Source organism: Priestia sp. KCTC 13724, assembly GCF_056820425.1.
This window is the reverse complement of record NZ_JBXDLD010000016.1, coordinates 24,936-47,006: the sequence shown is the minus strand read 5'-3', so window position 1 is coordinate 47,006 and position 22,071 is coordinate 24,936. Positions and strand designations below refer to the sequence as shown.

The window sequence follows — 22,071 nt, the reverse complement described above, 5'->3', positions numbered from 1 at the left end:
AGTTAGCTTGATTACTCGACATACATGCAAAAATGGTGTGCGAATTGTGCTTGAAAATATCCCAACGGTTCGTTCGGTAGCGATTGGAGTTTGGATTGGGACTGGTTCTCGAAGTGAACATCCAGAAATTAATGGTGTCTCACATTTTTTAGAGCACATGTTTTTTAAAGGTACTAAGACACGCTCTGCTCGTGACATTGCAGAGAGCTTTGATCAAATTGGAGGACAAGTTAATGCCTTTACATCAAAGGAATATACTTGTTACTATGCAAAAGTGTTAGATGAACATTCCAATCAAGCGCTTGATGTGCTAGCAGATATGTTCTTTAACTCTGCTTTTGATGAAGAAGAGTTAGCTAGAGAGAAAAATGTAGTATACGAAGAAATTAAGATGTATGAAGATACCCCAGACGACATCGTACATGACTTATTAGGTAAAGCTGTGTATGGTGACCATCCGTTAGGATATCCAATTTTGGGAACGGAAGAGACGTTAAAAACGTTTAACGGTGATTCGCTTCGTAGCTATATGGAAAAAATGTACATTCCTGAAAATGTTGTGATTTCAGTAGCGGGTAACGTAGATGATTCTTTTATTAAAGAAGTTGAAAAGTATTTTGGTACATACACTTCATCATATGATGCCCATCAGTATGTACAGCCAGCTTTTCATACAAATCACATCGCTCGCAAAAAAGATACAGAACAAGCGCATTTATGCTTAGGTTTCGAAGGGCTTCCAATTGGTGGAAAAGATGTGTATAGCCTAATCGTTTTAAATAACGTATTGGGAGGAAGTATGAGCAGTCGCTTGTTCCAAGAGGTACGAGAGCAACGTGGATTAGCTTATTCGGTCTTCTCTTATCATTCTTCCTACCGTGATAGTGGCCTTGTGACTATTTATGGTGGAACAGGTAGCAATCAGCTTGATGTGCTGTATGATACAATTCAAGATACGCTTACAGAGCTTACAGACACAGGGATTACGGCGAAAGAGCTTGCTAACAGTAAAGAGCAGTTAAAAGGAAACTTAATGCTGAGTCTAGAAAGCACAAATAGTCGTATGAGTCGTAACGGAAAAAATGAACTAATGTTGGGTCATCATCGCTCATTAGATGAAATTTTAGATCTAGTTAACAATGTGACAATTGACAGCGTTAATTCATTGGCACGTTCTATTTTCAAAGATGATTTTGCACTATCTTTAATTAGCCCTAGCGGTGAAATGCCAAAAGGATTGAATAAAAAATAAGAGTACGAAAGCGGCTGGAACATAAGTATTTCAGTCAATGATCTATCCGAACTATTGAGAGTTAACGACTCTTTTATAGTTCGGATTTTTTGTTGATTAGGAAACTAATTTTAAAGAATTAGTGGAATGGAGCGTAAGGCATGTGACTCCTAGGGGGACTAGAGGAAGAGCTGAGACTCCGCAGCGAGGAGGCTCAGATTCCTCCCTGCGGAAAGCGAGTGTCCGTAGCGGAATGGAACGAAACGAACCTGTTATTATAACCTAACTACCTTAGAAAAGACATAACTCGTCTTTGAGAAAGAAACATTTCGTTTTGTCCCACACTTTTTTATTTTCTTGTCATGTTTTTACTATGTTCATTGATAAACTAGTTATAAGGGGGAGAGGTTTATGAGGTTAAGTGAACTAAGCGGTAAGGAAATTGTGGATTTAAAGCGAGCTGAACGCCTTGGCGTACTGGGGCAAACGGACTTAGAATTTAATGAGCAGGGCCAAATAAAAGCGCTATTAATTCCTTCTATGAAATGGTTTGGTTTCCGAAAGCAGGGTAGTGATGTAAGAGTACCATGGTCTCATATTGAAAAGATAGGAACCGATATGGTTATAGTTAATTTAGAACAATAAGAAAATACATCGATTGAATAGTAGAAAAGCATGGCTGTTAGTAGCCATGCTTTTTTTGGACTCGAATATTTGTCATACAATGCGGAGAAAGATTCACCGATTCTCAGTTGTTTACATACTATGTTGAAGAAAATGCAATAGGTATCTAATGGTAATGAATGATTCTATGATATCTATAATTTTAAAGAACTAGACGTCTCTATTTAATATTAAAGAAGGTGAACAGACACATGTTAACGGATTTGCACATAGCTGTCATTGGTGGTGATGCAAGACAGCTTGAGGTCATACGAAAGCTCATCCAATTAGATGCAAAAACATCGCTTATAGGGTTTGATCAGCTTGATCACGGCTTTACTGGTGCGACCAAATATCAAATTGATGAACTAAATTTTTCCGATGTCGATGCCATTATTTTGCCTGTACCAGGTACAAATCATGAAGGGGAAGTCGATACCATCTTTTCAAATGAAAAAGTAATTTTAACAGAAGAGATCTTAGCTAGTACTCCTGCGCATTGTACCATTTATTCAGGAATTAGTAATGATTATTTAAATAGCCTTGTTCAAAAGACAAATCGAACACTCATTCAGCTGTTTGAGCGTGACGATGTTGCTATCTACAACTCAGTTCCAACAGTTGAGGGGACAATTATGCTGGTCATTCAACATACAGACTTTACAATACATGGAGCGAATATATCCGTTCTTGGATTAGGAAGAGTAGGAATGAGTGTGGCGCGCTCGTTTGCAGCATTAGGAGCAAATGTAAAGGTTGGTGCGCGTAAATCAGAGCATTTAGCACGCATTAGCGAAATGGGGTTAACACCGTTTCATTTAAACGATTTAGCTCAAGAAATAACGGATAGTGATATTTGTATTAATACGATTCCATATCCGGTTTTGACATCTAGTGTCTTAGCCAATATTCCAACGCATGCTCTTGTAGTGGACCTTGCATCAAAGCCTGGAGGTACTGATTTTCGCTACGCTGAAAAAAGAGGAATTAAAGCGATTCTAGCACCGGGACTTCCTGGAATCGTGGCACCAAAAACAGCAGGACAAATCGTTGCCAATGTCATTGTGACGTTACTGAAAGAAGCTGCTGATCAAAGGGAGGAGAAACAATAATGTCACTTAAAGGAAAACGAATTGGTTTTGGTTTAACGGGCTCTCACTGTACGTACGATGCAGTAATGCCAGAAATTGAAAAGCTTGTCAATTTAGGAGCAGAAGTAATGCCTGTGGTATCTTATACTGTTCAATCAACAAATACACGTTTTGGAGATGGAGAAGATTGGATTCGAAAAATTGAAGAAGTTACCGGGAACTCTGTTATCAATACCATTGTAAAAGCAGAGCCATTAGGACCCAAAATTCCACTTGACTGCATGGTGGTTGCTCCAATTACTGGAAATACAATGAGTAAATTTGCGAATGCTATGACCGAATCCCCAGTTCTAATGGCTGCAAAAGCAACGCTACGTAATAATAAGCCTGTTGTCTTAGGTATTTCAACCAATGACGCATTGGGTCTAAATGGTGTAAACTTAATGCGACTAATGGCTACTAAAAACATTTACTTTATTCCATTTGGTCAAGATGATCCTATTTCAAAGCCAAACTCAATGGTAGCTCGTATGCCGATGCTTTCTGATACGGTGTATGCGGCATTGGAAGGGAAACAAATTCAACCTGTTGTCGTGGAGCGTTTTCGCGATTAAGAAACAAAGTAGCGCGCCGCATCATAAAGTAATTTTAAGAATATATTTCTGTCAAAGGTGAAAAAAGAAGAGAAGATTTTAAAATCTTCTCTTCTTTAGCGCAATAAAATAAGGTATTATGTTAAAATAGTCAGTATATGCAGAAAAATGTTGAGTAGTTGAAAATTGTTGGAGGCGGTATTAAAATGACAAGAGAATTACATGTAGCAGTAGTAGGAGCAACAGGTGCAGTAGGACAACAAATGATAAAAACTCTACAAGAGCGTAATCTTCCAATTGGCAAATTAACATTATTATCTTCAGCTCGTTCAGCGGGTAAGAAAGTCACTTATAATGGAGAAGAAATAATCATTCAAGAAGCAAAGCCAGAGAGCTTTGAAGGAGTAGATATTGCTTTATTTAGCGCAGGAGGAAGCATTTCCAAGGCGTTAGCACCGGAAGCAGTGAAACGTGGAGCGATTGTAGTTGATAATACAAGCGCATTTCGTATGGATGAAAACGTACCTTTAGTTGTGCCAGAAGTAAACGAAGAAGCACTAAAAGCACATAATGGAATCATTGCAAATCCAAACTGTTCAACGATTCAAATGGTAGCAGCACTGCAGCCACTGCGTGAAAAATACGGTTTATCTAAAGTGATTGTATCGACGTATCAAGCTGTTTCAGGTGCTGGTGCCGCAGCAATTAATGAATTAAAGGAACAAGCACAAGCAATCCTGGACGAAAAAGAATTTACGCCAGAAATTTTACCAGTTGGTGGGGATAAAAAGCATTACCAAATTGCTTTTAACGCTATTCCTCAGATTGATAAGTTCCAAGATAACGGCTTTACATTCGAAGAAATGAAAATGATTAACGAAACGAAAAAAATTATGAGCATGCCTGAACTACCAGTAGCTGCTACTTGTGTTCGCTTACCGGTTGTTACAGGACATTCAGAGTCAGTTTATATTGAAATTGAAAACAATGATGCAACGGTAGCTGATGTGAAAAAATTACTAGCTGATGCACCTGGTATCGTTTTACAAGATGACCCAGAGAATCAAGTATATCCAATGCCTGCAGACTGCGTAGGCAAGCGTGAAGTATTCGTTGGTCGTATCCGTAAAGATTTAGATCACGAAAATGGCTTCCATATGTGGATTGTGTCTGATAACTTATTAAAAGGTGCAGCTTGGAATTCTGTACAAATTGCAGAGTCACTTATTAAGCTTGGCTTAGTAAAATAAGCGCAACTAGCGTGTTTCAGAGTATTAATGAGGTGTAAGTATGAAAATCATCATCCAAAAATTTGGAGGAACTTCCGTTCGTAATGAACAAGGAAGAGAACGTGCTATTCATCATCTGAAAAATGCACAAAAAGAAGGTTACAAAGTAGTGGTAGTTGTATCTGCAATGGGACGTAAAGGCGAACCATATGCAACGGATACGCTGTTATCACTTGTGAATGGTAATAAGGCTTCTGTGAATAAACGAGAGTTAGATATGTTAATGGCTTGTGGAGAATTAATTTCTTCCGTTGTATTCACTAACTTATTAAACGAAAATGGCATAAAGGCTACAGCTCTAAATGGTGCTCAGGCTGGTTTTATCACGAATAGTGATTTTACTAATGCCAAGATTATTGAAATGAAATGTGACCGTATAATAGAAGAATTAGAAGAGTATGATGTCGTGGTAGTAACAGGCTTTCAAGGAGCAAACGAAAGCGGTGATACAACAACGTTAGGTCGAGGAGGTAGCGACACGTCTGCTTCTGCTTTAGGAGCTGCATTACAAGCTGAATACATTGACATTTTTACAGATGTCGAAGGGGTAATGACAGCAGATCCACGCATTGTTGAAGATGCAAGACCGCTATCGGTTGTGACATATAATGAAATTTGTAACATGGCATATCAAGGTGCGAAGGTTATTCATCCAAGAGCTGTTGAAATTGCTATGCAGGCCAAAGTACCAATGCGCGTACGTTCAACCTATGCTGACTCTGAAGGTACACTAGTGACTTCCCATAGTGCGGCTCAACAGCGTGGAAGCGATGTCCAAGAGCGTCTTGTAACAGGCATTGCTCACGTATCCAATGTGACACAAATTAAGGTATTCAGTAAGGACGGTTATTACGACACGCAGGCTGAAGTATTTAAAGCTATGGCTCAGGAAAAGATTAGCGTGGACTTTATTAATATTTCACCAAAAGGTGTTGTGTACACTATTACTGAAGAATCAACAGATAAAGCGATTGCGGTTTTACAAGAGCTTGGTTACGAGCCTTCTGTTATCCGCAATTGTGCTAAGGTATCTATCGTAGGTGCAGGGATTGCCGGTGTGCCTGGCGTAACGGCTAAAATTGTAACGGCGCTTGCAAGCGAAGGAATTCAAATTTTACAATCAGCTGATAGTCACACAACAATTTGGGTACTTGTAAAAGAAGAGGATTTGAAGAAAGCAGTTAATGCACTTCACCGTGCTTTTGATTTATCAAAAGTAACTCAATAAAGTAAACAGACTCCATCAATTAAATATTGTTGATGGAGTTGTTTACCAATGGAGATAATTGAACGTCAAGGAGTGAAGACATGATTGATTTTGGTAAAGTAGCAACGGCTATGGTAACCCCTTTTGATCATAAGGGAAACATTGATTTTGAAAAAACAACACAGTTAATTAACTATTTGATTGAGAATGGATCAGATTCTTTAATCATTGCTGGAACAACGGGTGAATCACCAACGTTATCCACAGAAGAAAAGCTAGCTCTATTTAGACACTCAGTTAAAGTAGCGGCAGGTCGTGTTCCAGTAGTAGCTGGAACTGGTAGTAACAACACGTATGCATCGATTGAGCTAACAAAAAAAGCTGAAGAAATTGGCGTAGATGCTGTAATGATCGTTGCGCCGTATTACAATAAACCAAATCAAGAAGGTTTATATCAGCATTTTAAAGCAATTGCAGAGAGCACAAAGCTTCCTGTGATGCTTTATAACATTCCAGGTCGCTCTGTTATTAACATGGAGCTTACTACCATTGTACGCTTGTCAGAGCTTTCAAACGTAGTAGCAATTAAAGATGCAAGCGGAGATCTTGACGCTATGACAGCTATTATTAACAATACAGCTGATGACTTTGCGCTTTATAGTGGCGATGACGGTTTAACGTTGCCGGTATTATCAATTGGTGGTAATGGTATTATTTCTGTGGCGTCTCACGTATTAGGTAACGAGATGCAAGCGATGGTATCAGCATTTGAGACGGGTAAAGTAAAAGAAGCAGCTCAACTACATGGTAAATTATTGCCTGTTATGAAGGCTCTTTTCTCTGCTCCAAGCCCAACACCTGTAAAAACAGCTCTGCAGTTTAAAGGCTTAGACGTAGGATCTGTACGTTTACCACTTGTTCCTTTAACTGAACCTGAGCGTGAATCATTACGAAAAATGCTTAACACGCTATAATAAAAAGCCTCCTCATTCATAAAAGAATGCAGGGGGCTTTTTATTCATTAGAAAAGCATGGATGAAATTTCTTGTATTCCAATTCTGTCATCAGTTATAATGAAGACAAATGAGATTATGGACGGGTCTATGATTTTGGGAGGAAACGGAATTGGATAAAAAGACAGAAAATATTAAAATTTCAGCTTTGGGTGGTATAGGAGAAATCGGTAAAAATATGTACATCGTTGAGGTGAACGACGATATCTATGTACTAGATGCAGGAGCAAAGGTTCCAGGCGGGGATATGCTTGGAATTGATATGGTGATTCCTGATATTTCGTATTTAATTGAAAATAAGGAACGTGTAAAAGCTATTTTCTTAACGCATGGTCACGAAGAACAAATTGGTGCTATTCCATTTATTTCAAAAAAACTTGAAGTGCCCGTATATGGAACGGTATTTACCCTTGCGTTAGTAAAAGAAAGAATGAAAGAGGTTGGACTAAATAGTTTCTCATTGTTAAACGTTATCAGCTCATCGACACGTCTTTCGTTTGAGAACGTAAGCGTTTCATTTTTCCGAACAAACCACAGTATTCCTGACTCAGTAGGCATTTGTTTGCATACTTCACATGGTGCAATCGTACATACAGGAGACTTTATTTTCGATCAAAATCGTTTGTCAAAAAAACCTGATATTGGAAAAATGGCGATGATTGGTGAGCAAGGAGTATTGTGCTTGCTATCTGATAGTATCAATGCTGAAAAGCCTGGATATACAACATCTGAAGCTGTAATTGGTCAAGAGGTTGCTTCGCTGTTCCATCATACAAAAGGACGAATTATTGTAGCGACATATAGCTCAAACATTCAGCGGATTCAGCAGGTAATTCAGGCAGTGTATGAAACCAATCGCAAGCTAGTTGTAGTTGGAAAAAGTATGATGAAAACAATTGAAATCGCAGTGGAACTTGGACACTTATCAATACCCGAAGATTTAATTGTCCCTGTGCAAAAGCTTCGCGATATTTCTGAGCACGAAACGGTTGTGCTAACGACAGGGCATCAAGGAGAGCCAATGGCAGCATTACATCGCATGGCCAAACAATCTCATAAATTTATTCAAGTGAAAAAAGACGACACGGTGCTAATTGCTGCAACACCAATTCCGGGCCATGAAGTAATCTTTGCAAAAGTAATCGACATTATTAGTCGCTTAGGAGCAAACGTCGTTCATAGCCAAAAGCAAGTTCACGCTTCTGGGCATGGCAGTCAAGAAGAACTAAAATTCATGTTGAATTTAATGAATCCTAAATACTTAATCCCTGTAAACGGCGAATATCGTATGCAAAAATCACATGAAAAAATTGCAAAGGAAATAGGCTTAGGTGATGATGAAATTTTTGTACTTGATAAAGGTGATGTAATTGAGTATAAAGACGGTCGCATGCAGCCATCAGGACGTATCTATGCAGGAAATACGTTAATAGATGGACTAGGTGTGGGTGACATTGGTAATATTGTCTTACGTGATCGTCGCTTGCTATCACAAGATGGAATTTTAACAGTGGTGGTTACAATCAATAAAAAGCAGCGTACTGTTGTGGCAGGACCGGAAATTATTTCTCGAGGGTTTGTGTATGTAAGAGAATCGGAAGCTCTACTTACAGAGGCAGGAAAAGTGGTTGAAGAGATTTTAGCAAAGTGCATGGAAGAAAAAGTGATTGAATGGTCATCTTTAAAATTAAAAATGCGCGAAGCGTTAAATCAGTTTTTATATGAAAAAACAAGACGTAAACCGATGATTTTACCAATTATCATGGAAATATAAGAGTTAAGAGGCTGGAAGGTAAAAGCTAATGACATGAGGCTGGGACATAAGTAATTCAGCCAATGATAAACCTGAACGATTGAGAGTTTCTCACTTTTAATCGTTCAGGTTTTTTGTTGATTGTGAAAACAATGTTGGAAACAGGGTGGAATGGAGCGTAGGGCACTCGACTCCTGCGGGAAAGAGAGGGAAAACGGAGATCCCGCAGCGCAGCGAGGAAGCTCAGGTTCCTCCCCGCGGAAAGCGAGTGGCCGTAGCGCAATGGAACGAACGTGTTCAGACAAACCAAAAAGATTGGAACAGCTATTGTTCGTCTCTTAGAAGCAATCATTTTGTTATGTCCCAAACTCTTTTTGGTGAGTAGGAAAACAAGTTTAAAAAAGAGTGGAAAGTGAGTGGCTGCAGCGCAATGGAGTAAACTTGTACTTTCAACCTAACTCGTTTAGAACAGTCAGAGTTCGCCTTTGAAAAAGAAGCATTTGGACTCTTTTTATTAAGAAACAGTATGAATTGTAAAAGCGATGGATTTAATAAAAAAGAAAAGCTCATACTAACAATATTATTGTTGGAAAGGAGCAAAATGATGTTTGAACCCAATGAAATGAATTCTTCGGAAACAGCACCACAGCAACCTGAAAAAGGTGAAGAGAATACTAAAGGTGGTATTTTGGATAAAATTCAGCAGCTAGGACAAACAAACGTTGCACAGATGCCACAGGATTCAAAGATTCACTGTTTAACAATTGTAGGGCAAGTAGAAGGGCATATGCAGCTACCGCCTCAAAATAAAACGACAAAATACGAGCATGTTATTCCACAAATTGTAGCGATTGAGCAAAACCCTAACATTGAGGGTTTATTAATTATTTTAAATACGGTAGGTGGAGACGTAGAAGCTGGTTTAGCAATTGCTGAAATGATTGCTTCTCTTTCAAAACCGTCAGTATCAATTGTGCTTGGAGGAGGACATTCAATTGGAGTCCCAATTGCAGTATCCACTCATTATTCCTTTATTGCTGGCACTGCTACAATGACAATACACCCAATCCGTTTGACGGGCTTAGTTATTGGCGTACCTCAAACATTTGAATACTTAGATAAAATGCAGGAACGGGTGGTCAATTTCGTTACGCATCATTCAAATATTACCGAAGAAAAATTTAAAGAGCTTATGTTTTCAAAAGGTAATCTAACACGAGACATTGGAACAAATGTTGTGGGAGCCGATGCAGTTGAATACGGATTAATTGATGAAGTTGGCGGGGTAGGTCAAGCTATTAAAAAGCTTAATGAGCTTATTGAACAGAAGGGTCAACATCAACAGGAGAACCAGTTATTGCAATGATTTTGTATACAATGATGCCCCAAGAGCTAATTTATCCCGATACAACACAAGCCGAGCTTCCAAAACAGAAAATGATGCAGTATAATGGCATTTCCATGCTTGTAGAAGAAAACGAATACAATCAACAGCAAATTGTACGTATTTTAAGCACAGACCCTCAGCATTATTTAGACAAAAAATATTATCCTGGTCAAATTCTGTCGTAAGGATTTGAGTATAATTTTACTAAAACTATATGGTATAATAATAAATGAGTATGTTGCAGCCGAGTAATGGCTGCTTTTTTGTTCAGTTTATATGAATAAGAAAATCAACATAGGAAGACGTTGATTGGAGTGAGAACATGGCAAAGAAAAAGCGAAGAGGAAAATTTAAGAAAGAAGAATGGAAACGTATTGTCCGATTTGAACTCATAGGCTTATTATTATTAGCTATTACATTAATTGCGATGGCAGGGCTTGGTGCGGTTGGCCAGGCGCTTGTGCTGCTTGTTCGCCTTTTTATTGGTGAGTGGTACATGCTTATGCTAATCGGCTTGCTTGTGCTGGCAGGCTATATTATTTGGAAAAGGGCACTGCCACCGTTTATAACAAGACAACTAGTTGGTACATATTTAATTATTTTAGCAATTTTATTATTTAGTCACGTCACGCTATTTGAAAACCTTTCTAAGAATGGTACTTTTACTGATCCTTCAGTCATTTTAAATACATGGGATTTATACATGCTAGAAGCAACTGGGGAAGTAAATCGCAGTGATTTAGGTGGAGGAATGGTTGGAGCCGTTATGTTTGCGATGTTCTATTATTTATTTGACAGTTTAGGAACTGAGCTCATTGCTTCCCTCTTAATTGTGATTGGCGTGTTATTAATTACGGGACGTTCTTTACACGAAACGCTTCGAAAGGTATTAACGCCAATTGTCCGCTTTTTAGTCACGGAATTAAAAGAGGGTTGGGAAGATATTACAAATTGGGCTTCTAAAAAGAAGCAAAGATCTAAAGGGAAGAAAAAGCGTAAACTAACTGTGGAAGAAGAGGAGGAGAGTGATGAACAGGAAGTAGAAGCACCTGTCATTGCAAAGCAGCCTCCAATTATTGAGCACTTTGATTATGAAGAAGAAGCTGATTCACTTCCAGCGTCTGTTCAGGCTCAGCCAGACCCTCAGCCACAGCCAACAGTTAAGCCTGTTCAACCAGTGGAAAAGAAAGAAAGCCCAGCTCAACAAGAAGAAAAGGCGCCTGTTATTTCATTTGTGGAAGCTGAAAACATGGAATATGAACTTCCACCTATCCGATTGTTAACAATGCCGAAGAAAAGTAATCAAGCAAAAGAGAAGAAGAATATTTATAAAAATGCTGAAAAACTAGAAAAAACGTTTCAAAGCTTTGGTGTAAAAGCCACGGTTGCCAAGGTTCACTTAGGACCTGCTGTTACCAAATATGAAGTATATCCGGATGTTGGGGTGAAAGTAAGTAAAATCGTAAATTTAAGCGATGACTTAGCTTTAGCTCTTGCTGCGAAAGATATTCGAATTGAAGCGCCTATTCCAGGTAAATCAGCAGTAGGTATTGAAGTCCCTAATGAAGAGGTAGCAATGGTTTCGCTTCGTGAAGTCTTGGAATCCAAAGACAAAATGGATCCTGATAAAAAGCTGCTAGTGGGGCTGGGAAGAGATATATCTGGCGACGCTGTCTTAGCGGAATTAAATAAAATGCCTCATATGCTTGTTGCCGGAGCGACAGGAAGCGGTAAAAGTGTTTGTATTAACGGAATTATCATTAGTATTTTAATGAGAACGAAGCCCCATGAAGTCAAGCTCATGATGATTGACCCTAAAATGGTGGAACTTAATATGTATAATGGTATTCCACATCTACTGGCACCCGTTGTTACTGATCCAAAGAAAGCATCTCAAGCTTTAAAGAAAGTCGTAAGCGAAATGGAGCGCCGCTATGAGCTCTTTTCACACAGTGGTACAAGAAACATTGAAGGCTATAATGATCTTGTGAAGCGCCACAATGATGACTCGGATGCTAAGCAACCGACACTACCTTACATTGTTGTTATTGTCGATGAGTTAGCTGACTTAATGATGGTTGCTTCATCAGACGTTGAAGATTCGATTACTCGTTTAGCACAGATGGCGCGTGCAGCAGGAATTCATTTAATTATTGCAACACAAAGGCCGTCTGTTGACGTTATTACAGGGGTTATTAAAGCGAATATTCCGTCTCGAATTGCGTTTAGCGTATCCTCTCAAACCGATTCTCGTACCATTTTAGATATGGGAGGAGCCGAGAAGCTGTTAGGCCGTGGAGATATGCTGTTTATGCCGGTCGGAGCTTCTAAGCCAGTACGTGTACAGGGAGCATTTCTATCTGATGAAGAAGTTGAAGAAGTGGTTGATTTCGTTATTGCTCAGCAAAAAGCGCAATACCAGGAAGAAATGATTCCAACAGACGCGCCAGAACAAGTGGAAGAAGTAGCGGATGAATTGTATGATGAGGCAGTTCAGCTTGTAGCAGAAATGCAAACAGCATCTGTTTCAATGCTACAAAGGCGCTTTAGAATTGGGTATAATCGCGCAGCTCGCCTGATTGATGCAATGGAAGAACGTGGAGTTGTCGGACCTTATGAAGGTAGTAAACCTCGAGCAGTACTTGTTTCACAACAAAACGAAGATGTTGGAACATAATTAAATGGTTAGAGAAGACGTAGAGCATATGCCCTACGTCTTTTTTTGTCATAAATGCTGTTATTTTTTTATAAAAAGGTATTATAAAAAAATGTGTTATCATATTTTGTTAGGTAAAATACGAATGTTATTTTTTAAAATTAATTATTTGTTTGTCTTTAATAAATAAATATTGAAATATGGGGTTGTTAGACATGCTTACATGCAACAAATAGAAAAAATCAATATTTTTTAAAAAATATTAAAATTTTTTACATAAAATTAATATAACCTATTTATTTATGTCGAAAAAAATGATATATTATTTTCGATTAAAGAGTCAAACATCAGAGGTCTGATGACTAGTTTAGGGTATGGAGGAAGTGTGATGTCTATTCGAGCGGATAATCGACATTTGTATTTACAAGTGATTGATAACATTAAACAAAACATTGAACGAGGAGTTTTTAAAGAAAAAGAGAGACTTCCATCAGAGTTTGATTTGTCAAAACAGTTAGGCGTAAGCAGAGCGACGCTGCGTGAAGCACTTCGCATATTAGAAGAAGAAAACGTCATTGTCAGAAGACATGGAGTAGGTACGTTTGTTAATGCTAAGCCAACGTTTCTTTCAGGCATTGAGCAATTAAATAGTATAACACATATGATTGAACAAGCTGGAATGAAGCCGGGTACCATTTTCTTATCATCAAATGTGCAAGTGGCTTCAGAAAATGACATAGAGCGTTTTGGCTGTCAAATCGATGAAAAAATGCTTTTTGTTGAGCGTGTGAGAACTGCAAATAATGAGCCGGTTGTATACTGCATGGACAAAGTTCCACAAGCAATACTACCTGAAGATTTTGAATATAAGCAAGAGTCTTTATTAGAAATTCTTGAAAAACAGGCTGGCAAACATATTTCATATGCAGTAGCTCATATTGAGCCGATCGGGTACCATGAAAAAGTTTCTCCCATTTTACAATGCAGTCCAGAGACAGCGCTTCTTGTACTGCGACAAATGCATTATGACCAATATGATGAACCAATTTTATATTCCATTAACTATTTCAAAGCAGATAAATTTAGTTTCCAAGTATTAAGAAAAAGAGTTTAATAGGTTTTAAGTTTTCGCAATTTTAGTAATGATTGTGCGCTGATTCTTTTAAGGAGGTGTTCAATACCAAGCGCGACGAACGTGAAGTAGAACTACGATTCTTTTACACTATTTGGGGGGTTAATAAAATGACAAAACGTAAATATGGAATGGCTTTATCACTTATGTTAGCAGCAGGTACATTATTAAGTGCCTGTGGATCTAGTGACTCAGAAAGCGGAAGCGGTGAAAAAGCGGCTTCTGATTTTAAAGTAGGGATGGTTACAGATACTGGTGGAGTTGATGACAAATCATTTAACCAATCAGCATGGGAAGGTCTTACAAAATTCGGGAAAGAAAATAAATTAGAAGAAGGTACAGGTTATAAATATCTGCAATCGGCTGAAGCTGCTGAATACCAAAGTAACTTATCAACGTTTGCTGAAGCAGGCTATAACCTTACGTACGGTATCGGTTTCTTACTGAAAGAGGACATTAAAAAAGTAGCTGGTCAATATCCAGAATCACATTTTGCACTAGTTGATGACACGTTAAAGTCAGAAAACTTAGATAACGTTGCAAGCATTCTATTTAACGAAGAGCAAGGCTCATTCTTAGTAGGTGTAGTTGCAGCTAAACAAACAGCAACCAATAAAATCGGCTTTGTTGGTGGAGTAGAATCTCCGTTAATTAAAAAGTTTGAAAATGGCTTTAAAGCAGGTGTTAAAGCTGTAAACCCAGACGCTGAGGTAGTTGTTCAGTACGCGGAAGACTTCAACGCTCCAGAAAAAGGTTCAGCGATTGCATCAACAATGTATAGTCAAGGTGCTGACATTGTATATCACGCAGCAGGTGGTACTGGTAACGGAGTATTCACTGAAGCGAAAAACCGTGCGAAAAAAGGTGAAAAGGTTTGGGTAATTGGCGTAGACCGTGACCAACACCAAGAAGGTATGCCAGAAAACGTAACGCTAACATCGATGGTAAAACGTGTGGATATTGCGGTTGAAGAAGTAGCAAAACAAGCAAAAGACGGAAAATTCCCTGGTGGAGAAGAAGTAGTGTTTGGACTTCAAGAAGATGCGGTTGGTATTGCTCCAACTATGGATAATGTAACAGACGAGTCAAAAACCGCGGTTGAAGAGTACAAGCAAAAAATCTTAGATGGCGAAATTAAAGTACCAGCAACAGATGATGCATATAAAGAATTTGAGAAAACTCTTAAATAATTCTTCATATCACAACAGGATAGATATGAAAAAAGGCTAGTGAACCACTAGCCTTTTTCATAGCCTTTAAGATGATAAGAAAAAGTAATAGACTTTACTCTAGATACAAATAGGGAGTGAACATAGTGGAATATGTAATTGAAATGCTAAATATTCGTAAAGAGTTTCCGGGTATCGTAGCGAATGATAACATTACACTCCAAGTGAAAAAAGGAGAAATCCATGCTTTACTAGGTGAAAATGGTGCAGGGAAATCAACGCTGATGAACGTTCTTTTTGGGCTTTATCAACCTGAAAAAGGTGAAATAAAGGTCAAAGGAAAAGCTGTTAAAATTACGAATCCAAATATTGCAAATGACCTAGGAATTGGAATGGTTCACCAGCACTTTATGCTTGTGCAAAATTTCACGGTTACTGAAAATATTATCCTCGGAAATGAGCCTACAAAAGCAGGAAAGATTAACATTGCAAAAGCTGCTAAAGAGATTGAGGCACTATCAAATCAATACGGGCTTTCTGTTGATCCATATGCAAAAATTGAGGATATTTCAGTTGGTATGCAGCAGCGTGTCGAAATTTTAAAAACCTTATATCGCGGTGCAGAAATCTTAATCTTTGATGAGCCGACAGCGGCTCTTACACCTCAAGAAATCACAGAATTAATTGAAATTATGAAGCGTTTAATTAAAGAAGGAAAATCCATTATTTTAATTACTCATAAATTAAAAGAAATTATGGCAGTTTGTGACCGCTGTACGATTATTCGCAAAGGTGTAGGGATTGGAACAGTGACGGTTTCTGAGACCAATCCAGATGAATTGGCGTCCTTAATGGTTGGACGTGAAGTGCATTTTAAAACAGAAAAGAAAACAGCAGAACCAAAAGATGCTGTGTTAACAATAGATGGCTTAGTCGTGGAAGATGCCCGCGGAGTAGCAGCTGTTAATGATCTATCGCTAACTGTCAGAGCGGGTGAAATTGTAGGAATTGCAGGAGTAGATGGTAATGGGCAAACAGAACTAATTGAAGCCCTCACAGGTCTTACAAAAATCAAATCAGGTTTTATTAAGCTAAATGAAAGTGACCTCACAAAGCTATCAGCACGTAAAATTACTGAATCAGGTGTAGGACATATTCCTCAAGACCGCCATAAGCACGGCCTTGTTTTGGACTACACAATTGGTGAAAACATCGCACTTCAAACGTATTACAAAGAACCAATGTCTAAAAGAGGTATTTTGAACTATAAAGAGATTTATAGAAAAGCGAAAGAACTCATTGCAGAATATGATGTTCGCACACCGAGTGAGTATACGCAAGCTCGAGCCCTTTCTGGAGGTAACCAGCAAAAAGCCATTATCGCTCGTGAAGTAGACCGCAGTCCGGAGTTATTAATTGCAGCTCAGCCGACACGCGGATTGGATGTGGGAGCAATTGAGTTTATTCATCGTAAATTAATCGAAGAGCGTGATAAAGGAAGAGCGGTTCTTCTTGTATCTTTAGAACTGGATGAAGTTATGAATTTAAGTGATCGTATAGCTGTTATCTACGAAGGTAAAATCGTTGATATTGTGAACCCAAACGAGACGAATGAGCAGGAGCTTGGGTTATTAATGGCAGGCGGAAAGCGCGAGAAAGCAGGTGAAACATCATGAAATGGCTAAGAAATGAGCGAACCATTCATATTCTAATTCCAGTTATCTCGGCAATTTTAGGGTTACTTGCTGGTGCAATTATCATGGTTCTTGGAGGCTATGATGCGGTAAAAGGGTATGATTCTTTATTTAACGGTATGTTGGGTAGTCCAAAAGCTATAGGTGAAACGATTCGTGCAATGACGCCTCTTGCTTTAGCTGGTATTGCCGTGGCGTTTGCCTATAAGACAGGCTTATTTAATATTGGGGTAGAAGGTCAGCTACTCGTTGGCTGGTTAGCAGCGGTTTGGGTAGGCTACGCTTTTGAACTTCCGTCTGTTATTCATATACCACTCGCAATCCTTACAGCAGGTGTTGCTGGTGCATTGTGGGCCTTTATTCCTGGGTTTTTAAAAGCACGCTTTCATGTTCATGAGGTTATTGTCTCTATTATGATGAACTATATTGCACTGTATACAACCAGCAGTATCATTCGTGAGTTTTTATATGCAGGAAATGAAAAATCGTACAACATCCATGAGTCAGCTTCATTGGCATCTTCATTTTTAGCTGAAGCAACGAACAATTCTCGTTTACACTATGGGATTATTGTCGCGTTTTTAGCAGCTTTTGTAATGTGGTTTCTATTGAACAAAACGTCAAAAGGCTTTGAACTTCGGGCCGTTGGGTTTAATCAGCAGGCTTCTAAATATGCAGGGATGAATGTATCTCGCAACATCATCCTTTCCATGTCAGTATCCGGTGCATTTGCAGGATTAGCCGGTGCAATGGAAGGCCTTGGTACATTCCAATATATGAATACTTTTACGTCATTTACTGGAACAGGGTTCGACGGAATTGCTGTTGCTCTTTTAGGAGCCAATAGTGCAATTGGTATCTTACTTGCTTCTTTCCTATTTGGAGGGTTGCAAACAGCAGCACCACAAATGAACTTTATGGCGGGGGTGCCGTCGGAATTAATTGAGATTGTTATCGCTCTTATCATTTTCTTCGTGGCGTCCAGTTACCTTATTCGTTGGATTATTGGTCGTTTAAGTAAAGGAGGAGCACAATGAGTTTCTTAGACGTTTTAATTATAATTATTCCAGCTGCGCTGTACTCTGCGGCACCGCTTATTTTTACAGCATTAGGTGGAGTGTTCAGTGAGAAGTCTGGTGTTGTAAATATTGGTCTTGAAGGTCTTATGATGTTTGGTGCATTTACGGGAATTGTTTCAACACTACTTCTTCAAGATTCATTGGGTGCATGGGCACCTTGGGTTTCAATTTTAATTGCAGCAGGGGTTTGTGCAATCTTTTCACTTATTCATGCCGTAGCAAGTATTACGCTTAAAGCAGATCAAGTAGTCAGCGGAGTTGCGCTCAACTTCTTAGCTGGAGGTTTATCTATCTTTTTAATCAAGAAAATCTTTGGAAAAGGACAAACGGATTTTATTCAATTCCGTATTGATAAAACAAGCATTCCTGTTCTATCTGATATCCCGGTTATTGGTAAGCTATTTTTCTCTAATGTTCCAGTGACGTCATACTTAGCAATTTTGTTAGCCTTTGTTGTATGGTATATCATTTACAAAACGCCGTTTGGGTTGCGTCTTCGTTCTGTAGGTGAACATCCGATGGCTGCAGATACAATGGGAATTAAAGTTATCAGAATGAGATATGTAGGCGTTATGCTATCTGGTGTGTTAGCAGGTATCGGTGGTGCTGTATATGCAACATCAATCGCCACAAATTTTTCAGCAGGTACCATTTCTGGACAGGGCTTCTTAGCGCTTGCTGCCATGATCTTTGGAAAATGGCATCCAATTGGTGCGATGGGAGCGGCTCTCTTCTTTGGCTTAGCACAATCCCTAAGTATTACAGGAGCACAGATTCCAGTTATTCAAGACATTCCAACTGTTATTTTAACAATTGCTCCTTACGTCTTAACAATTTTGGCGCTAGCTGGATTTGTCGGTCGAGCAGAGGCACCGAAAGCACTTGGTACGCCTTATGAAAAAGGTAAAAGATAATAGAATGGTTTTCTGAGGCTAGGACATACGTATTTCAGTTAATGATCTATCCGAACTATCGCGAGTTAACTCCTTTCGATAGTTTGGATATTTTTTGTTAGTGCGGAAAACAATTAAAAAACTAGTGAAATGAAGCGTAGGACACGCGACTGCTGCGGGAGATAAAGGAAGAGCTGAGACCCAGCAGCGCAGCAAAGAGGCTGGGATTCCGCCCCATGGAAAGCGAGTGTCTGCAACGCAATGGAACGAACTTGTTTTTAAAAACTAACTATTGTAGAAAAATCATGATTCGTTTTTGAGAAGAGGTCATTTAGTTATGTTCCAGCCTCTCTTAGTTCAGATGTAGTTTGTGGAAAAAGGAAAGTGTTTCTGTCACAGTGAATGTACAAATACAAGGTGAACTGTTAATTGGAAATATAATTTATTTTGCACCTATGCAAAAAAGCTAAATTGCTTATCTTATTTAGTCTTTATTCAAGAAGGACTTATACGAAAGTTGTTTCCTTGAAAATCTTTCCTCTAATTGGATATAGTGAAGGTAAGACTAAAAACGGCAAAATAAACTAAAAATAAAGGTATTGTGTTGTTTTTAGCAAACTTACTATTAATAAGGAGGTATCTCTATGAAATTATTGACTGAACAAAAGCACGAATTGAATGGCTTAACGCTACATACAATTCCAACTACAAAGTATAAAACCAATACGTTTATTTTAAAATTAAATGCTCCATTGAATGAAAAAACGGTGACGATGCGAGCTCTTTTACCTTATGTATTACAAAGTGCTACAGAATCTTTTCCAACGACAACACAGCTGCGTACATATTTAGATGAACTCTATGGTGCAACTTTGCAGGTGGATTTGACGAAAAAAGGTGATAACCACGATATAACCATTCGAATTGATATAGCGAACGAAAAATATTTAAAAGATTCAACTCCTCTTCTTCAAAAAGCACTCACGCTGCTTGGTGAAATCCTCTTGAAGCCGGCAACGGAGGAGGGAGCTTTCTTAAATGATGCAATGGAAAAAGAAAAGCGCTCTCTGCGTCAACGTATTCAAGCAGTCTTTGACGATAAAATGCGCTATGCAAACCTTCGCTTAGTTGAAGAGATGTGTAAGGAAGAGCCGTACTCTCTACATGTTAATGGTCGAATTGATGATATTGAGTCGATTACAGCAGCTACGCTTTATGAGTATTATCAACATGTATTAAAAGAAGACGCCATTCATCTCTATGTCATTGGCGATTTTCATGAACAAGAAGTAAAAACCACGGTTGAGCAAGCGTTTGATTTGCCGCAGCGTCAACCAAAAGAAATCAAACGTTCAATTACGAAAAAAGAAATTACCGATGTAAATGAAGTCGTAGAAAAACAAGAGGTAAAGCAAGGGAAGTTAAACATTGGCTACCGTACAAACGTTGTATACGGAGATCGTCAGTACTTTGCTCTTCAAGTGTTTAACGGTATATTTGGCGGCTTTTCTCATTCAAAGTTGTTCATCAATGTCCGTGAAAAAGCAAGCTTAGCTTACTATGCTGCATCGCGAGTTGAAAGTCATAAAGGTCTTCTGATGGTTATGTCAGGAATCGATGCGAAAAACTATGATCAGGCTGTAACCATTATTAAAGAACAAATGGAAGAAATGAAAAATGGATCGTTTACCGATAGCGAAATCGCTCAAACAAAAGCAGTTATTCATAATCAACTGTTAGAAACGGTGGATACACCACGAGGGCTGGTTGAAGTTATGTACCATAATGAATTAACAGGGAAAAGTATTTCCGTTGATGAATACCTCAAACAAATTGATGCAGTATCAAAACAAGAAATTGTGAAAGTAGCTGAGAATATTCAGATGGATACAGTGTATTTCTTAACAGGAAAAGGCGGTGAAAACAATGGAGAAAATTGAATTTTCCCAGCTGAAAGAGCAGCTTTATCATGAAAAAATGGACAATGGATTAGAAGTTTATATTTTACCAAAGCCTGAATTTAACAAGACGTTTGCGACGTTTACCACAAAATATGGTTCCGTTGACAATCAGTTTGTTCCGCTTGGGGAAGATAAAATGATTAAAGTTCCTGATGGGATTGCGCATTTTCTAGAGCATAAGCTGTTTGAAAAAGAAGATGGTGATGTATTCCAACAATTTAGCAAGCAGGGGGCATCTGCCAATGCATTTACATCATTTACGCGAACAGCATATTTATTTAGCTGTACGTCTAACTTTGAACAAAATTTAGAGACGCTTGTAGACTTTGTTCAAGAACCGTATTTCTCTGAAAAGACAGTCGAGAAAGAAAAAGGAATTATTGGACAAGAGATTACGATGTATGATGATAATCCGGACTGGCGCTTGTACTTTGGAACAATTCAAAACATGTATAAAAATCATCCTGTGAAAATTGATATTGCTGGTACCATCGAGTCCATTTCTCATATTACAAAGGATTTGCTTTATACGTGCTACGAAACGTTTTATCATCCGAGTAATATGTTATTATTTGTGGTAGGGCCCGTTGATGCAGAAAAGGTAATGACTCAAATTCGTGAAAATCAAGCTAAAAAAGATTATGAAGATATGCCTGAAATTACTCGTCATTTTGATAAAGAACCAGAAACAGTAGCGGAACAAAAGCAGGTATTAAATATGCCTGTTCAAGCCTCTAAAGCAATGGTTGGTTTAAAAACAAGAAAGCCTGAACGTTCGGGGCAAGATATGCTTCGACATGAGCTTGCGATGAACATTGTACTTGACCTTGCGTTTGGAAAAAGCTCTTCTTACTATGAGGAACTTTATAAAAATGGACTGATTGATGAGACATTCTCATACGACTATACTGAAGAAAATGGCTTTGGTTTTGCGTTAATTGGTGGAGATACAGAAAATCCGGAAAAATTTTATGCTCGCATTAAAGAAATTTTGCTTGAAGTGAAATCCAACGGTTTGCAAGAAGAAGAATTAGAACGAGTAAGAAAGAAAAAAATTGGAGAATTTTTGCGAGCTTTAAATTCTCCAGAGTTTATTGCCAATCAGTTTACTCGCTATGCGTTTAACGATATGAATTTATTTGATGTTGTAGATACGCTTGAGAAACTGACAGTTGCAGATGTGAAGCACGTAATGGATGATATGATCCATGAGGAGAGCTTTACTGTATGTGAGGTTGTACCAAAATAAGTGATAAGATA

19 protein-coding genes are annotated in these 22,071 nt (G+C 38.5%); all 19 read left to right on the top strand.

Annotated features, from left to right (window positions below; all coding sequences use genetic code 11):
* Positions 1-7: 7 nt before the first annotated feature.
* The 19 genes from AC1UFB_RS01805 to yfmH all read left to right on the top strand — a co-directional run bounded on the left by AC1UFB_RS01805 (position 8) and on the right by yfmH (position 22,060).
* Positions 8-1,252, top strand: coding sequence for a M16 family metallopeptidase (locus AC1UFB_RS01805; protein ID WP_025908935.1), 1,245 nt, complete (start codon positions 8-10; stop codon positions 1,250-1,252).
* 390 nt (positions 1,253-1,642) lie between these two features.
* Positions 1,643-1,876 carry a YlmC/YmxH family sporulation protein gene (locus AC1UFB_RS01800; protein ID WP_035320336.1) on the top strand — a complete coding sequence of 78 codons (234 nt, stop codon included), beginning with the start codon at positions 1,643-1,645 and terminating at the stop codon, positions 1,874-1,876.
* 230 nt (positions 1,877-2,106) lie between these two features.
* Positions 2,107-3,006 carry a dipicolinic acid synthetase subunit A gene (gene dpaA, locus AC1UFB_RS01795; RefSeq protein ID WP_100346934.1) on the top strand — a complete coding sequence of 300 codons (900 nt, stop codon included), beginning with the start codon at positions 2,107-2,109 and terminating at the stop codon, positions 3,004-3,006.
* On the top strand, positions 3,006-3,599 hold the full coding sequence (locus AC1UFB_RS01790; RefSeq protein WP_025910560.1) for a dipicolinate synthase subunit B: 594 nt from the start codon (positions 3,006-3,008) through the stop codon (positions 3,597-3,599). The genes dpaA and AC1UFB_RS01790 overlap by 1 nt, the downstream gene beginning before the upstream one ends.
* A 185-nt stretch (positions 3,600-3,784) precedes the next feature.
* On the top strand, positions 3,785-4,828 hold the full coding sequence (gene asd / locus AC1UFB_RS01785; protein ID WP_061784560.1) for an aspartate-semialdehyde dehydrogenase: 1,044 nt from the start codon (positions 3,785-3,787) through the stop codon (positions 4,826-4,828).
* Between the two features lie 40 nt (positions 4,829-4,868).
* Entirely contained in the window at positions 4,869-6,095 is a 1,227-nt protein-coding gene (gene dapG / locus AC1UFB_RS01780) for an aspartate kinase (protein ID WP_061784559.1), read from the top strand.
* 80 nt (positions 6,096-6,175) lie between these two features.
* Positions 6,176-7,048, top strand: coding sequence for a 4-hydroxy-tetrahydrodipicolinate synthase (gene dapA, locus AC1UFB_RS01775; RefSeq protein WP_025910557.1), 873 nt, complete (start codon positions 6,176-6,178; stop codon positions 7,046-7,048).
* A gap of 151 nt (positions 7,049-7,199) precedes the next feature.
* Positions 7,200-8,861 (top strand): ribonuclease J, encoded by a 1,662-nt coding sequence (locus tag AC1UFB_RS01770; protein ID WP_482588405.1) that lies wholly within the window; start codon positions 7,200-7,202, stop codon positions 8,859-8,861.
* Between the two features lie 145 nt (positions 8,862-9,006).
* Positions 9,007-9,225 carry a hypothetical protein gene (locus AC1UFB_RS01765; RefSeq protein ID WP_100346937.1) on the top strand — a complete coding sequence of 73 codons (219 nt, stop codon included), beginning with the start codon at positions 9,007-9,009 and terminating at the stop codon, positions 9,223-9,225.
* A 219-nt stretch (positions 9,226-9,444) separates the two neighbouring features.
* Positions 9,445-10,206 carry a ClpP family protease gene (locus AC1UFB_RS01760; protein WP_025908581.1) on the top strand — a complete coding sequence of 254 codons (762 nt, stop codon included), beginning with the start codon at positions 9,445-9,447 and terminating at the stop codon, positions 10,204-10,206.
* Positions 10,203-10,412, top strand: a complete 210-nt coding sequence (locus tag AC1UFB_RS01755; RefSeq protein ID WP_025908582.1) for a YlzJ-like family protein — start codon at positions 10,203-10,205, stop codon at positions 10,410-10,412. Before AC1UFB_RS01760 ends, AC1UFB_RS01755 begins: the two co-directional genes overlap by 4 nt.
* A gap of 137 nt (positions 10,413-10,549) precedes the next feature.
* Complete coding sequence (locus tag AC1UFB_RS01750; RefSeq protein ID WP_100346938.1) at positions 10,550-12,904, top strand: FtsK/SpoIIIE family DNA translocase; 2,355 nt, start codon at positions 10,550-10,552, stop codon at positions 12,902-12,904.
* A gap of 367 nt (positions 12,905-13,271) precedes the next feature.
* A complete protein-coding gene (locus tag AC1UFB_RS01745) occupies positions 13,272-13,997 on the top strand; it encodes a GntR family transcriptional regulator (protein ID WP_025908584.1) in 726 nt (241 codons plus the stop codon).
* A 128-nt stretch (positions 13,998-14,125) separates the two neighbouring features.
* Positions 14,126-15,205 (top strand): BMP family lipoprotein, encoded by a 1,080-nt coding sequence (locus AC1UFB_RS01740; RefSeq protein ID WP_100346939.1) that lies wholly within the window; start codon positions 14,126-14,128, stop codon positions 15,203-15,205.
* A 125-nt stretch (positions 15,206-15,330) separates the two neighbouring features.
* The gene (locus tag AC1UFB_RS01735) at positions 15,331-16,860 is read left to right on the top strand and encodes an ABC transporter ATP-binding protein (RefSeq protein WP_100346940.1); all 1,530 of its coding nucleotides are present in this window, start codon (positions 15,331-15,333) and stop codon (positions 16,858-16,860) included.
* Positions 16,854-17,915 carry an ABC transporter permease gene (locus tag AC1UFB_RS01730; protein ID WP_412760565.1) on the top strand — a complete coding sequence of 354 codons (1,062 nt, stop codon included), beginning with the start codon at positions 16,854-16,856 and terminating at the stop codon, positions 17,913-17,915. Before AC1UFB_RS01735 ends, AC1UFB_RS01730 begins: the two co-directional genes overlap by 7 nt.
* A complete protein-coding gene (locus AC1UFB_RS01725) occupies positions 17,912-18,871 on the top strand; it encodes an ABC transporter permease (RefSeq protein WP_025908588.1) in 960 nt (319 codons plus the stop codon). Before AC1UFB_RS01730 ends, AC1UFB_RS01725 begins: the two co-directional genes overlap by 4 nt.
* Before the next feature lie 623 nt (positions 18,872-19,494).
* Positions 19,495-20,790 carry an EF-P 5-aminopentanol modification-associated protein YfmF gene (gene yfmF, locus AC1UFB_RS01720; protein ID WP_025908589.1) on the top strand — a complete coding sequence of 432 codons (1,296 nt, stop codon included), beginning with the start codon at positions 19,495-19,497 and terminating at the stop codon, positions 20,788-20,790.
* Entirely contained in the window at positions 20,777-22,060 is a 1,284-nt protein-coding gene (gene yfmH, locus AC1UFB_RS01715; protein ID WP_025908590.1) for an EF-P 5-aminopentanol modification-associated protein YfmH, read from the top strand. The genes yfmF and yfmH overlap by 14 nt, the downstream gene beginning before the upstream one ends.
* The last annotated feature ends 11 nt before the right edge of the window (positions 22,061-22,071 follow it).